At 66.3% G+C, this 13,408-nt stretch carries 12 protein-coding genes; 3 read left to right on the top strand and 9 right to left on the bottom strand.

All coding sequences use genetic code 11. The annotated features are described in order from the left end of the window. Positions 1-100 precede the first annotated feature (100 nt). The 3 genes from R9B84_RS21635 to R9B84_RS21625 all read right to left on the bottom strand — a co-directional run bounded on the left by R9B84_RS21635 (position 101) and on the right by R9B84_RS21625 (position 3,239). Entirely contained in the window at positions 101-1,411 is a 1,311-nt protein-coding gene (locus R9B84_RS21635; RefSeq protein ID WP_423760378.1) for a reverse transcriptase family protein, read from the bottom strand. A 259-nt stretch (positions 1,412-1,670) separates the two neighbouring features. Next, the gene (locus R9B84_RS21630) at positions 1,671-2,636 is read right to left on the bottom strand and encodes a dTDP-4-dehydrorhamnose reductase family protein (protein WP_423761018.1); all 966 of its coding nucleotides are present in this window, start codon (positions 2,634-2,636) and stop codon (positions 1,671-1,673) included. A gap of 189 nt (positions 2,637-2,825) precedes the next feature. Further along, a complete protein-coding gene (locus R9B84_RS21625; RefSeq protein WP_047904525.1) occupies positions 2,826-3,239 on the bottom strand; it encodes a DoxX family protein in 414 nt (137 codons plus the stop codon). Between the two features lie 565 nt (positions 3,240-3,804). Between R9B84_RS21625 and R9B84_RS21620 the strand changes: the two genes are divergently transcribed. After that, positions 3,805-4,014 carry a hypothetical protein gene (locus R9B84_RS21620; RefSeq protein ID WP_423760377.1) on the top strand — a complete coding sequence of 70 codons (210 nt, stop codon included), beginning with the start codon at positions 3,805-3,807 and terminating at the stop codon, positions 4,012-4,014. A 303-nt stretch (positions 4,015-4,317) separates the two neighbouring features. Beyond that, on the top strand, positions 4,318-5,829 hold the full coding sequence (gene fliD / locus R9B84_RS21615; RefSeq protein ID WP_423760376.1) for a flagellar filament capping protein FliD: 1,512 nt from the start codon (positions 4,318-4,320) through the stop codon (positions 5,827-5,829). Here the strand turns inward: fliD and R9B84_RS21610 are convergent. The 5 genes from R9B84_RS21610 to rbsK form a co-directional block, all read right to left on the bottom strand. After that, a complete protein-coding gene (locus R9B84_RS21610) occupies positions 5,735-6,103 on the bottom strand; it encodes a hypothetical protein (protein WP_423760375.1) in 369 nt (122 codons plus the stop codon). The genes fliD and R9B84_RS21610 overlap by 95 nt on opposite strands. A gap of 93 nt (positions 6,104-6,196) precedes the next feature. Then, positions 6,197-6,844: a hypothetical protein gene (locus tag R9B84_RS21605; protein WP_423760374.1), complete on the bottom strand. Its 648-nt coding sequence runs from the start codon at positions 6,842-6,844 to the stop codon at positions 6,197-6,199. 663 nt (positions 6,845-7,507) lie between these two features. Continuing rightward, positions 7,508-8,455, bottom strand: coding sequence for a dihydrodipicolinate synthase family protein (locus tag R9B84_RS21600; RefSeq protein ID WP_423760373.1), 948 nt, complete (start codon positions 8,453-8,455; stop codon positions 7,508-7,510). A gap of 58 nt (positions 8,456-8,513) precedes the next feature. Further along, positions 8,514-9,833 carry an MFS transporter gene (locus tag R9B84_RS21595; protein ID WP_423760372.1) on the bottom strand — a complete coding sequence of 440 codons (1,320 nt, stop codon included), beginning with the start codon at positions 9,831-9,833 and terminating at the stop codon, positions 8,514-8,516. Positions 9,834-9,893: 60 nt separating this feature from the next. Continuing rightward, entirely contained in the window at positions 9,894-10,820 is a 927-nt protein-coding gene (gene rbsK, locus R9B84_RS21590; RefSeq protein ID WP_423760371.1) for a ribokinase, read from the bottom strand. Between the two features lie 241 nt (positions 10,821-11,061). On the opposite strand from rbsK, the gene R9B84_RS21585 reads away from it, so the two are divergent. Then, positions 11,062-12,147 (top strand): LacI family DNA-binding transcriptional regulator, encoded by a 1,086-nt coding sequence (locus tag R9B84_RS21585; protein WP_423760370.1) that lies wholly within the window; start codon positions 11,062-11,064, stop codon positions 12,145-12,147. 25 nt (positions 12,148-12,172) lie between these two features. Here the strand turns inward: R9B84_RS21585 and R9B84_RS21580 are convergent, their stop codons facing one another. Next, complete coding sequence (locus tag R9B84_RS21580; protein ID WP_423760369.1) at positions 12,173-13,243, bottom strand: lysozyme inhibitor LprI family protein; 1,071 nt, start codon at positions 13,241-13,243, stop codon at positions 12,173-12,175. Between the last annotated feature and the right edge of the window lie 165 nt (positions 13,244-13,408).

The following is a 13,408-nucleotide window of genomic DNA, read 5'->3' as shown; positions in this document are numbered from 1 at the left end:
CTGACACTCAGATACCCTGCCCCGTCCCTGTCACGGCCGGCCTTCATCAAGGGTGCTACGCACCTCATATCCAGCGGCTGTACGATTTCGCAGCGTTCAATTACGCTGGACGAGCGGTGAGAATGCATCCCCGATAAGGCATAACATGGCCCATCGTGAAATAAGGCATAACCTGTCCAGTTGGCCACTTTATGCTTAACGGAACAGACACCGGTCCGCTCCGGATGCAGTTGGTCAGGATGGCCTTCAGGAGATCGAACTCATCGCGCGCCAGATTCGGATGACGGTTGACGACCACGCCGGCCAGTTGCTGCCGCGTGCCGCGCCGCATCACGCGGGTCTTGCGCAGTTGCAGCGCGAAGCCCTCCTCGAGCGCGATCGCGGCGACCCTGACCTGCAGCCGCTCGACGTCGCGCGCGAGCGCGCCGCCGCCCGAAAACGCGAGATCGTCGGCATAGCGCGTATAGGTCGCATCGAGCGAACGCGCGAGCGCGGCGAGCCGCATGTCGAACCGGAATGCGCTCAGGTTCGCCAGCGCCGGCGACGTCGGCGCGCCCTGCGGCAGATGCCGGTTGCGGTAGCGCTGCCGGGCGATCCAGTCGAGCCGTTCGCGCAGGTCCGGCGCAAGCAGCCGCGCCGACGGCACCCGGTTGGTGCACAGCCCGGTGAGCGTGCGCGCGACTTCGGCCGGATATCCGAGCGTGACGAACAGCGCATGGACCCGTGCGGCACGCACCGACACGAAGAAATCCGCGAGATCGAAGCGGACGACCACGTCGCGATCCGCGTGCGGCGCCGCAAACGACACGATCCCGCGCCCCTTGCGAAAACCGTGTACCGCGCCGTGCGGCGCAATGCGATCGAGCAGCCCGTGCAGGATGCGGCGCTGCGCTTCGCGCAGCCGCCCCTTCGGGATCTCGACCACGCGGCACCCGCCGCTGCGCTTGTCGACCGCAACGTAGGTGTAGTGATGCAGCGGCGTTGCGCTGCCGCGCGCGTCAACGCGCCAGCGGTCGGACAGCCAGTCGAGCTCCGGCACGCTCACGCCGAGCCAGCCGGCGAGATCGCCGGGCGTCGCCCATTGCGGCACGTCGCAGCCGGCGAGCGGCACCGGCAACGGCCGCTGGACCGGCGGCCGCCGCACGACGCGGATCACGGCCGGCCGATCGTCGCCGTACCACGCGCGCACGAACCCGGGCGCATCGGCCAGATTCGCCGCCAGCGCGTCGCTGTCGGTATCGGCCCAGTTCGCGCCGAAGCGCGCGAGCGCGGCATCCGCGACTTCGTGCGTCCACGGCGGCGCAGCGCCGAGCACGGCCGTCATCCGGGCGATGACGCCATCGCGTTCGGGCGATCCGGCCAGCATCGCTTCGGCAATCGTGCGAACGGTATCGAACAGGGATACGTACATGGAAATCGATGGGCGGGACGATGAGCCAACGTGACTGGTGCTGCGAGAGCCGCGGTTGCGCAACGCGCAACGTCCGCTCTTGCGACGCATCGGGGTATCGAGCTCATCCACGGGGTAGCCCCGTAGTCCTGGAACATCGGCTGCCTGTTCCGGGCGTGTGCTTGACCCACCGCCCCGCGTCGCGACTTTAAAGGCCGGGCATGCAGGATGTCAAACCCGGCGGCAGGCCGGCAACACGGGCCGCGCGTGGCGCCCGATCCTACAGCACCTGCGGCGCATCGCGCAGCACGGTGCGCAACGCGGTATCGAACGGCGTCGCGTAATCGATCCCGAGTTCGCGCACGCGCGATGCGTCCAGATGGCAATCGTACGGGCGCGGCGTCGCGTCGGCCGGCGTGTCGATCGGCGCGAGCGATGCGTCGATGCCGAGCGCGGCCGCGATCCGCTGCGCGATGTCGTACTTCGTCATCGGCTCCTCGCCCGACCAATGACGGATGCCCGTGACGGACCCGCCCGCGAGATGCCGCAGCGTCAGGTCGCGGATCACGTGCGCGACGTCCGGCGTGTAGGTCGGATAACGAATCGCCCATGCGTCCATGCCGACCGCGTCGGCACCCGGGCGCGCGGAAGCGACGATCGCGGGAACGAGGCTCGTGACGGCCGATTCGCTCCAGTCGGCGATCGGGCCGTAAAGCAACGGCAGGCGCAGCACGCACGAAAGCGGCGACGCGGCGAGCAGTGCTGCCTCGCCTTCCAGCTTCGTGCGGCCGTAGATGTTCAGCGGATTCGGAGTGGCGTCTTCACCGTACGGAGCGGCCTTGCCGTCGAATACGTAATCGGTGGAGATGCCCAGCGTCCATGCGCCATATCGAGCGGCGAGCGCGCCGATGCGAGCCGGGGCGGTGACGTTGATGGCGCGCGCCGCGGCCGGGACGCGTTCGCAGACGTCGGGGCGGCGTTCGGCTGCGCAGAGGATGACGGCGGCCGGCTTGCGGGTTTCGAAGAGGTGTTCGAGGGACGGCTGGTCGAGGGCGTCGAGTCGGGCGATGTTTTCCGGTGGCAGCGCGAGAAGTCTTGCGCCTGCGCTGTGCGGGTTCCGGATGGTCGCGAGCAGCGTCAGCGACGATTCGCAGGCCAGGGACGCGGCAATCGCTCGGCCAAGCAGGCCGGAGGCGCCGATGAGGAGAATGGTCGGGAGTTCGGGCGATGAGGTTCGGCTTGGCATGGGCGGCGATTCGGGTGACGTGGGGAAGCGCGAGGTCGCGTTCGGCGTTCGAGACCTGGTCGTTCGGAGGATAGCGGAAAAGGTACGCACTCTCCGAAACCGCCTCACCCCATCCATCGCCAAAAAAACGAGGCCCGGTGCGCATCCGCGCACCGGGCCCGTCACACCGGACAGAAACTTCGCGCTGCTTTACTTCCGGTCGAACGAATACCGCCCCGGCCCGGTCAGCGCGAGCAACAGCAACCCGCCGATGATGCTCACGTTCTTGTAGAAGTTGATCATCGCCATGTACTGGTCCATTCCCTGCAGCGCCCAGTAGCGATGGCCGATCAGCGCGGTCGCGAGCGTATAGGCGGCGAACACCAGCGCGAGCGGACGCGTATAGAAGCCGATCGCGATCAGCGCGCCGCCGGCCAGCTCGACCGCCACCGCGATCGCGGCCGCCAGCTCGGGCGCCGGGTTCCCCGTCGACGCCATGTACGCGACCGTGCCCGAGAAGCCGCTCAGCTTCTGCCAGCCGAACAGCACGAACAGGATCATCATCAGCACGCGAGCCGCCAGCAGCAGCTCGTCCTTCTTCGACTCCAGCGAAATGTAACGCATAGCAATCACCCTTGAATTGACGGTTTGATGCATCCGCTGCCGATACGCGCCGAATCGGCGAGCCAGGCCGGCAACGAACCACTCCTCGCACGATCGGACAACGGACCGGCCGGCCCGTCGCCGAAGAATCCGCCCGGTCGCGCCGCTCCTGGCGCGCCCCGGATCGGTTCTGGCGAAGCACGGAACGAAGTCTACTGTCTCCTCATGAATCATCAATCCTTCATAAGGCGATTCGCCGTCTCTTATTAGTGGACAATCTGGCGCAACGAGGCCGTTACACAGTGGCTGACGAGGCAGCGCCAACGATTCCCGGTCCCGCTCGATTCAATCCGTTCTCGTGTTTCCGGATCAGGAAAACTGCCGGTTTCTTCCGGTTCACCTTATCCAATCGATATTGTTTTCGCCAATTGACACGTACCAGTCACAACAACGCGTCTCGACAGTTATATAGCGGCACGTTCGACGCGCGACTCAAACGCCGTCGCTTCGGTCCTGAAATTCGACCGCCTTTGCAATCTGCGAACGATCTTTTTTCGAGCAGAGACACATGGCCCGGAAATGCGGATTGGCAAACGAAAACGTTTCACGTGCATGCAGCCTGATGTCGCGTGTGGCGATGGATCGTCTGCCGGACAAGGCTCATGGCTCGACACCGGCCACAAAAAACGCCTGCCCCACGCAGCTGCTTCGCCTGATGTTTAGCGACATGAGCGAAAAATTCCTCATCAAACATTCATGCTTTCAGCAAGTTTTCAATGACAGCAAAAATCCCTGAATAAATACAAATAAAATCATGTGTTTACACTGAAAGATTGCAGACTCTCGCCACGCATTCGCCCGCCCTACTCTCGCTTACAGTTTTCTCAAGAAACATTACAAAAAATTACCAATTAATACCGGTTTAAATATACGATGGCGCACCGATTCGTTCTTACGTTTCCCCGACGCCTCCCGTGAACCCCGGAATGCGTCGCGCGGGAAGCGGCATGCATGCGAATCGCGACGAGGCCACCCGGATCACCGCAAGCGGACTCGACAGCCGTTCGTCACAGGATCGCCATTCAACCGGAGTTCACCCATGCCAACGAACACGCCCGTGAACAGCGGCGCAAACGCGAACAGCCTGATGCAGCAGGCGGCGCAATCGATCATCAACGGCTCGACCGGCAATCCGTCGATGGACGTCGGTACGCTCGTCAAGACGCTGGTGAATGCGAAGACGGCCGGCCGGGCCGCGACGCTTGCCGCGTCGCAAGCGAACGGCAGCACGCGGATTTCCGCCTTCGGCGCACTGTCGTCGGCGCTGGGCGCGCTCGAGGCGGGCCTCACGTCGCTGACGAACGGCGGGCTGCAGTCGACGTTCAACGCCGTCGCGAGCGGCAAGGGCCTGACCGCGACGGCCGGTGCGGGCGCGGTCGCCGGCACCTACACGATCGGCGTCACGCAGGTCGCGACCGCGCAGGCGCTGTCGTCGGCGGGTTTCAACGGGACCAAGGCGCTCGGCACCGGCACGCTGACGCTGTCGCTCGGCAGCCAGTCGTTCAAGGTCGAGGTCGGCAGCACGAACAACACGCTGTCGGGCATCGCGGCCGCGATCAACGCCGCATCGAACAATCCGGGGATCAGCGCGACCGTCATCAACGGCACCGACGGCGCGCACCTCGTGCTCGCGTCGTCGAAGACGGGCGCGGCGAACGCGATCAGCGTCGCGGTCGGCAACGTGGCCAACGACAACGGGCTGTCGAGCCTCGGCGTCACGTCGACGGCCGACACGGCCGGCGGCGCATCGAAGATCGAATCGGCGAACAGCGCGTCCGCGTGGAAGCAGAGCGCCGTCGCACAGGATGCGAAGTTCACGATCAACGGGATCGCGTCGGCCAGCGCGAGCAACGCGGTGTCGGGCGTGCTGACCGGCATCACGCTGAACCTGTCGGCGGCCGCGGTCAGCGCGACCGACACGCAGACGCTGACGGTCAGCACCGACACGAAGTCGCAAGCGGCGACGATCACGAATTTCGTGAACCTGTACAACACGGTCGTCAAGACGATGGGCGCGCTGACGAGCTACACGCAGGGAGCGAACTCGCAAGGCGCGCTGATCGGCGATTCGACGCTGCACACGATCCGCAACTCGCTCGCGTCGATCGTCGCGCGCGGTGTCGACAGCGGCGCCACCGAGAAGGGCAACGGGCACGCGAACCTGCTGTCGATCGGCATCAAGCTCGAGAAGGACGGCACGCTGAACGTCGACAGCGCGAAGCTCGGTGACACGCTGTCCGCGAACCCGACGGCGGTCGCGCGCCTGTTCAACCCGACGAACGGGATCGGCACGCGCCTGACCGAGCAGATCACGCAATTTACGAAGAAGAGCGGAATGATCGACGTGCGCACGACCGCACTGAACGCCGATCTGAAGCGCATCACGCAGCAGCAGTCCGATCTGTCCGACTACGCCGCGCAATTGACGAAGCAGTACCAGGCGCAGTTCACGGCGCTCAACACGCTGATGGCCAAGATGAACTCGAACACGCAGTACCTGACGCGGCTGTTCGGCGGCGCAAACAGCAGCGGCACGCTGGCGAAAAGGTAAACGGCCGGGCATAGCGGCGACCGCTTAGGCGGTTCCCGCGCAACGGTTCGAGCGGTTCGAGCGGTTCGAGCGGTTCGAGCGGTTCGAGCGGTTCGAGCGGTTCGAGCAGTTCGAGCAGTTCGAGCAGTTCGAGCAGTTCGAGCAGTTCGAGCAGTTCGAGCAGTTCGAGCAGTTCGAGCAGTTCGAGCAGTTCGAGCAGTTCGAGCAGTTCGAGCAGTTCGAGCGACCGCGCCGCCGAACCGCGGTGCGTTACGTACCGCCTGGAAGCGCTCACGCGCGGCGGTGTACAAGCGCTTGCGGTTACTTCATCAGGCCACACGATCGCGGCACGCAGCGCGCACGCGGCGTGCCCGATACGCGCGTGCCGTCAGCCCAGCCCCTCGACACGGTCCGCGAACAAATCGATCGCGCGCGACACCTGACGCCCGAAATAGCCGGGCCGCTCGCGCTCGTATGCGCGCAGCAACGTCGTGCATTCGCGCTCGGCCCAGCGCCAGACCGGGCCCTGCTTCGCGAACACCGGATGATCGTGCAACTCGGCCGGCACCGCGTGCTCGTCCTCCCAGCCCCAGAAATACGCCTGGTACGCGCGGGCGAACGGCATCCCCAGATTGTTCGCGACGGTCTCGTCGTGGCGCAGCGTGAAGTCGACGATCTCCTTGCGCACGCGGCCGCCGACGTCGTCGTGGCGCGCTTCGATCCAGCAGTGATAGCGCGCGAGGTGCGACAGATGCCGCGCGGTGCGGCGCCGCTCGCGCGTCGTGCACAGCGCGTACAGGTTGCCGCCGCCGAAATCCATCACTTCGCCGCCCGCGAACGGCCGGTAAGGCTTGCCCGTCAGCAGCGTCAGCACCTGCGCGCCGACGATCGCGTAGTCGGCACACCGCATGTAACCGCTGCGCGTCGTCGCCTCCGATACGCTCCGGTGGACGACCTCGTCGATCACGGCGTGCAGCATGGCATCTACCGGCGCCGCCAGGATCGGTGGCTGGCTAGTCGTCGTCACTGGTTGCATCGGAGGCGAATACGGGTTCAACGGTTCATCGGTAAAAAACGCTCCGCGGTATAATATTACTAATCGTTACAAGAACCGATAGAAGGATTGAGCAAATTTGTGTGCTTTTGTCGTGGGGCGCTGGAGCGTGCCGGACAGGCCGGCGGACGCCACGGAAGCAGTACGCAACGCGGTAGACAGACGTGCGTCGGCACCGCGCTCGCGGATCGCGGGCGATTCGATTTTGTGTGGCGGTGGATGAAGGCCGGACGGCGTGTCGGCCTCGTGTCGGCCTCGTGTCGGCCTCGTGTCGGCCTCGTGTCGGCATTACGCCGCGTTGCGTGACAACGGGCACCGTACCCGTCCCGGCCGCCTGCCATTGCGGCGCGGTCGCGAGCAGGTGGCATCGCCGCCACCTGACGCAATCGGGAATCCCGGTGGTTGTATCGCATTGCGCACCCGGCATGAACGCGGCGCCGGGTTCACACCATCCGGGACGTTGCAGATACACCGTTAACACGGCATCGCGCGACGCGTTCGCAACGCATCGCGCGACATCGATTTTTCTTGCGACAAACCTGCGCGCCTGCCGCACGCTTCTTGATGAAACAATGCGACAGCGACCGCATGCGCGGCACGCCATCCCGTCGCGCGCCGCGTGCTCCACACGGCGCGCCGCATCCGCTATTGCGCAGCGATCCGCCGGCGGAAATGCTCGGTACCGGCCACGATCTTGTCGAGCACCGCGTCGAGCGCCCAGAATCGTTCGCGCACGTCGTAATCGATCGCGCGGCATTTGATCGACCCGAAGGTGCCGATCCGCTGATGGTAGAGCTTCGCGAGCGCCGGGTAGCCCAGCGCTTCCGACACCGCCGACACGACCAGGAACGTCGACAGTTCGTCGGCCAGCGCCGGGTTCGTGTCTCCTTGCGTGCGCAACCACCGGTAGAGATCCGGATGGAAGTTGGTGAATACGCCGTTGAAACCCGCCGACCCTGCCTTCATCGCGTCCCATGCAATCGCGGCGTTCGCGTTCAGGATCTTCAGCGGCGATCCCGCGGCGAGCGCGACCCGCCGCTTCACGGTCTCGAGGTCGCAGCTCACGTCCTTGAGCATCACGAACCGGCCCGTGTCGATGCACGCGCGCAATTCGTCGTCCGACAGGAGCCGCCGGTAAGGCGCCGGGCACTCATACAGGCCGAGCGGCAAATCCGACGGCAGTCGCGCGAGCAGCTTGTGAAGATGGTCGAGCAACGCGGCGCTGCCCTTGCGCTGCGGATCGAGGCGGTTGGTCACGAGCACGACGCCCTGCGCACCCGATTCGGCCGCCGCGCACAGCTCGGCAACCTGCGCGTCGAGATCGTCGCTGATGTGCCCCGATGCGACGACGGGCACGCGCCCGGCCACCCGCTCGACCACGAAACGCGCCAGTTCCGCGCGTTCGGCAAGACTCAGGAACTGCATCTCGCTCGATTGCGCGACCGCGAACAACGCATCCGAGCCGTGCGCCAGATACCATTCGATGAGCCGCTCGAGCCCTGCGTAGTCGATCGCGCCGGCGTCGTCGAACGGCGTCAGCATCACCGGTACGATCCCCTCGATGGTCACGCTCGATTGCTGCTGGTGTTGCATCTGTTTCTCCTTCCTTCAGTGAATACGTGGCAGGCTGCGTGCTTGGTGCCTGTTCACGCTAAGCCGGCAGCGCTCCGGACGCGGCATTCGCGGCCTGCTCCGGAATCGGCTTGCGCACCAGCAGCAGGTAGGCCATCGCGCCGGCAAACGCGATCGCCGCGGCGGTCAGCAGCGCGGGCACGAACGACCACTTCTGCGCAATGATGCCCGTCAGGATCGGCGCGAGCGCACCGCCGATGAAACCGCCGAAATTCTGGATCGCACCGAGCGATGCGACGCGGTTCGGCGGCGCTGCCGCGGTCGCGAGCGCCCACGAACTGGCCGATGCCGCGTTGGCGAGAAAGATCACGACCGAAATGCATGCGAGCGCAACCGCATTGCTCTGCACGAGCGCGGCCGGGATCGTGAATGCGACCATCCCGAGCATCGCGACCACCACCGCATTGCGCCGGCTCACGACCGGCGAACGGCTGCGACGCGTGACCACGTCCGACAGCCACCCGGCGACCAGCGAGCCGACGAACCCGCACAGGAACGGCACCGACGCGGCGAATCCGGTACGGATCAGGCTCATGTGCCGCTCCATCGTCAGGTACCCGGGCAGCCAGGTCAGGTACACCCAGTTCAGGTACACGGAACCGAAAAAGCCGATCAGCATCCCCCAGGTCGTGCCGTGCGAGAACAGGCTGCGCCATTCGCCGAAAGTCAGTTTCGGCGCCGCGACGACGCTTTGCGCATCGGCATCGAGATAGCCGCGCTCGTCCGCGGTCAGTTGCGCGCGCACCGGATCGCGGTACAGCGCAAACCAGACGACGGCCACGACGAGACCGAGTGCGCCCGTCGCAATGAACGCCCAGCGCCAGTCGAACGACGCAACGACGATCGACAGCAGCAACGGCGCGAGCGCGGTACCGAGCGGCGACGCGGCGTTGAAAATGCCGGTCGGCGTGCCGCGCGCACGCAGCGGAAACCAGTTGCTCACCACCCGCGCGGCCGACGGGAACTGCGGCGCCTCGCCGATACCGAGCACGATGCGCGCGACGATGAACCAGCCGAAGGTAGACACGATGCCGCCCGACGCCTGCGCGAACGACCAGACGATCAGCCCGATGCCGAGCAGCCGGCGCGGACCGATGCGGTCGACGAGCCCGCCGACCGGGAACTGGCACAGCGCATAACTCCACGAGAACGCCGACAGCAGCAGCCCCATCTGCGCGAGCGACAAGCCGAGATCGCCCCGGATCGCCGAGCTCGCGACGGCCAGCGTGCCGCGATCGAGATAATTGACGATGCCGCTCGCCATCAACAGCGCGAGCGCGATGCGTTGCCCACGCCGGATACGCGGCGGCGCGTGCGGAACAGATTGGTTTTCGCTCATTACGTTTGTCTCCATGTCACTGGTATCGGCCGGGTCCGGCCATTCCGTCTCATGCGGAATTCAGGTATCCATATGTGTCACTTCTTCGCGCGTCGGGATCGAGGTCTGCGCGCCGTAGCGCGTGACGCTGATCGCGGCCGCACGCTGACCGAAGCCGATCGCGTCGTCCATCGACGCGCCGCTCGCCCGCGCCGCCGCAAACCCGCCGACGAACGTGTCGCCTGCCGCCGTCGTATCGACGGCGACCACCGCCATCGCGCGATGGCGACCGTTCCCTGCGCTGCCGCGCCAGCACACACCGCGCGCGCCGAGCGTGACCAGCACGTTGCCGACGCCCTTCGCACGCAGCGCATCGGCGGCGCGCACGGCCGACGCATCGTCGCCGACGGCGATGCCGGTCAGCGACTCGGCTTCGGTTTCGTTGACGACGAGGTAGTCGATCCGCGCCAGCAATGCGTCGAACAGCGGCTGCGCAGGCGCGGGATTGAGCAGCACCGGCGTGTGGTGCGTGCTCGCACAGGCAATCGCGCGCGCCACGGTCGCGATCGGCACTTCGAGCTGGCATACGAGCAGCGCCGCGCCGGCGATCGTTTCGCGCGCTGCGTCGATCCGGTCGGCATCGAGGCACGCATTCGCGCCGGGCACGACGACGATGCTGTTCGCGCCGCCGTCGTCGACCGTGATCGCGGCAACGCCGGTCGTCGCGCCGTCGATGCGATGCAGGTGCGTCACGTCGATCCGTTCCGCCGCCAGCGCGCCGTGCAGGCGGGTACCGAACGCGTCGTCGCCGACGCAGCCGATCATCGCGACCGGCGCACCCAGGCGCGCGGCCGCGACCGCCTGGTTTGCCCCCTTGCCGCCGTGAACGGTCTGGAATTCCGTGCCGAGCAGCGTCTCGCCCGGCACCGGCAGGCGCGGCGCACGCGTGACGAGGTCGATGTTCACGCTGCCGACGACAGCGATATGCGATGAACGGGCACTGTTCATTTTGCAATGTAACCGCTTACATTTGAGGCGGACAAAACGGCCGGGAAGGCCGTCGTCGATGAAAATTCCGCGATGCGGATGAAGTATGGGTCTGACATAATACGGAACAGCATCAAGATAGCGCTTACATTCTCACAGGATCGAATCGGGATGCAAGCGGGACCACCATGAATCGAGGGTAAACAATGACGGTTTGGACAGCGCATGGCGTCGGCAACACCGCCACACCGGGAGACGGCCGATGAGCACGCCCCCGCCTCGTGGCGTCGCGTCGCGTGCGCGACGCGGCAGCGGCCGCTCGGTGCTCGGTGATGTCGCGAAGCTGGCCGGCGTGTCGACCGCGACCGTCTCGCGCGTCTACAACGATCCCGGCAAGGTGTCGGCCGACGTGCAGCAGCGCGTGCGCGACGCGGCGCGCGCACTGAACTGGATTCCGAACGCGGCCGGCCGCGCGCTCGCCTCCACGCGCACCCACATCACCGGCGCGATCATTCCGACACTCGACGACCAGGTGTTCGCGTCGCAGGTCGCGGGCATGCAGACGGTCATGGCGGAGCACGGCATCACGCTGTTCCTCGGCTGCTCGAACTACGATCCCGCGCAGGCGCTGGCGCAGGTGCGCGCGATGCTGTCGCGCGGCGTGGAAGCCGTGTCGCTGGTCGGCGAAGCGTATCCGCCGGAACTGTTCGAACTCCTTGCGATGCACGGCGTGCCGTACGTCGTCACGTACGCCTATCGCGACGACAGCCCACACTGCTGCATCGGCTTCGACAACCGCGCGGCGTTCGCGCGGCTCACCACGCACCTGCTTGACCTCGGCCACCGCGATTTCGCGATCATCATGCAGCCGTCGGCCGACAACGATCGTGTGCAGGCCCGCCTGCGCGGCATTCACGACACGCTGGCCGCGCACGGGCTCGCGGTGCGCCCGGTGCATCAGCACGAAGGCGCGGCCACGATCGCGTTCGGGCGGGCGAGCCTGCGCGCGATCGCCGACAGCGACGCGGCGACGCGGCCGACGGCCGTGATCTGCGGCAACGATGCGCTCGCGCTCGGCGCGTTGCTCGAGGCGCAGGCGCTCAGCATCGACGTGCCCGCGCAATTGTCGATCACAGGGTTCGACGATATCGCGCTCGCGCGCGAAATTCAGCCGCCGCTGACGACGATGTGGGTCGACACCGATGCGATCGGGCGCCAGGCCGCGCATGCGTTGCTCGACGCGCTCGATAACGGCGCAACGGGGCCCGGTTGTGCCGTCCTGCCCGAGTTGCGCACGCGGGAATCGGCCGCGCCGCCGGCGCAGGCTCGCGCGCCACGCAAAAAATGAAGATGCGTCGGACGACGCCGGCTGCTTACTGCATCACGTCGATCGGCAGCGTCCTGTCGAGATTGTCGTGCCACGCCTGGATCGTCTTCGGCACGTTTTTCTTCCACGCCTGCGCGTTCGAGTAATAGCGCATCCGAACCTTGTTCTGCGCGTCGAACACGAGCAGCCCGATCCACAGATCGGTGCCGCGGCTCATCACGATCGCCGCATTCGTCGTCGCGATGCCGCGCACCCAGTACGATTTCACGCGCGCGTTGAGCCCGTCGAGATCCTTTTCGTCGGCGCTGGTGTTGACCATGTCGACGAGCGTCGAGTAGTCGGCGCCAAGCAGCTTGTGCGCGGTCGTGTTCTGCGCCGCGTCGGTCACGACCTTGAGGCTCAGCAGGTCGGCCCGCGGCTTGGCCTGGAACTGCGACGCGGTCACGTAATCGCCCGCGTAGACGACGCCCGCGCCGGCGCCGCAATCGAAATCCGCACCCTGTTGCGTGACGCGGATGCGTCCGCCCTTCCGGTCGAAATCGAGCCGGCACTTGTCGTAGCGGTAGGTGCCGCTGTCGCCGTGCAGCACGATGTCGCCGTCGAGCCCGCCGGTATTCGCGCCGTTGTTGGCGCTCAATTCGACATGCAGGCGAGGCGCGGTGCCGGTCAACGTCAGCACGCCGCCGAACGACGGGTTGTCGCTCGTCAGATACCACGTCTGCTGCCAGCGGTCGGCGGCAAGCGGCGTGCCGTTCAGGCTCGCGAGCCGTTCGCGATAGCGGTCGCCGAGGCACGGCGCATCGTTGCCGCACTGGTCGCGCTGCTTGAGCCACTTCAACTGCGCGGCCTTCAGCGCGGCCGTATCGCCGCCTTTCGCAAGCGCCTTCTTCCACGCGGCCGACAGGTCGCCGTCGAGCTTCGACAGCGCGGTGTCGGCACAGATTGTCTTCTCGGTCGGTGAAGCGGCCTTCGCGCAGTCGAAGCCGGCCGCATGCGCGGCAATCGGCAACAGCGTCAGCAGCGCGGCCGTCGCGACGGATCGCAGGCGCGTATGCCGCGCATCACATGCGGGAGTCGCGGCTTGTCCGCGCGCGTTCGATCGGTTCTGGATGGTCATCGGCTTGGATCGTCGCTGGGTCGCGTGCCTGTAGAAGCTACCTGCACGCGACATTCGAGGTAAAAGCGCCCGGCCCGGCATGGACGCATGCCGTCGCCCGCCGAAGCGTAACCCGATTGCGCCACGCCGATCAATCGACGTTCGATGTCGGCGCAACCGTTCCGG

Origin of the sequence: Burkholderia sp. NLJ2, from assembly GCF_049487195.1 — a bacterium.
GTDB lineage: Bacteria > Pseudomonadota > Gammaproteobacteria > Burkholderiales > Burkholderiaceae > Burkholderia > Burkholderia pyrrocinia.
Note: the sequence above shows the minus strand (reverse complement) of the source record. Positions and strands in the feature narration are given on the sequence as shown.

Excerpts from the sequence above, each read along its gene's own strand:
- R9B84_RS21605 (WP_423760374.1), bottom strand. The coding sequence starts at position 6,844 with ATGCAACCAGTGACGACGACTAGCCAGCCACCGATCCTGGCGGCGCCG.
- R9B84_RS21585 (WP_423760370.1), top strand. The coding sequence starts at position 11,062 with ATGAGCACGCCCCCGCCTCGTGGCGTCGCGTCGCGTGCGCGACGCGGC.
- R9B84_RS21630 (WP_423761018.1), bottom strand. The coding sequence starts at position 2,636 with ATGCCAAGCCGAACCTCATCGCCCGAACTCCCGACCATTCTCCTCATC.
- R9B84_RS21600 (WP_423760373.1), bottom strand. The coding sequence starts at position 8,455 with ATGCAACACCAGCAGCAATCGAGCGTGACCATCGAGGGGATCGTACCG.
- rbsK (WP_423760371.1), bottom strand. The coding sequence starts at position 10,820 with ATGAACAGTGCCCGTTCATCGCATATCGCTGTCGTCGGCAGCGTGAAC.
- R9B84_RS21580 (WP_423760369.1), bottom strand. The coding sequence starts at position 13,243 with ATGACCATCCAGAACCGATCGAACGCGCGCGGACAAGCCGCGACTCCC.
- R9B84_RS21595 (WP_423760372.1), bottom strand. The coding sequence starts at position 9,833 with ATGAGCGAAAACCAATCTGTTCCGCACGCGCCGCCGCGTATCCGGCGT.
- R9B84_RS21635 (WP_423760378.1), bottom strand. The coding sequence starts at position 1,411 with ATGTACGTATCCCTGTTCGATACCGTTCGCACGATTGCCGAAGCGATG.
- fliD (WP_423760376.1), top strand. The coding sequence starts at position 4,318 with ATGCCAACGAACACGCCCGTGAACAGCGGCGCAAACGCGAACAGCCTG.
- R9B84_RS21625 (WP_047904525.1), bottom strand. The coding sequence starts at position 3,239 with ATGCGTTACATTTCGCTGGAGTCGAAGAAGGACGAGCTGCTGCTGGCG.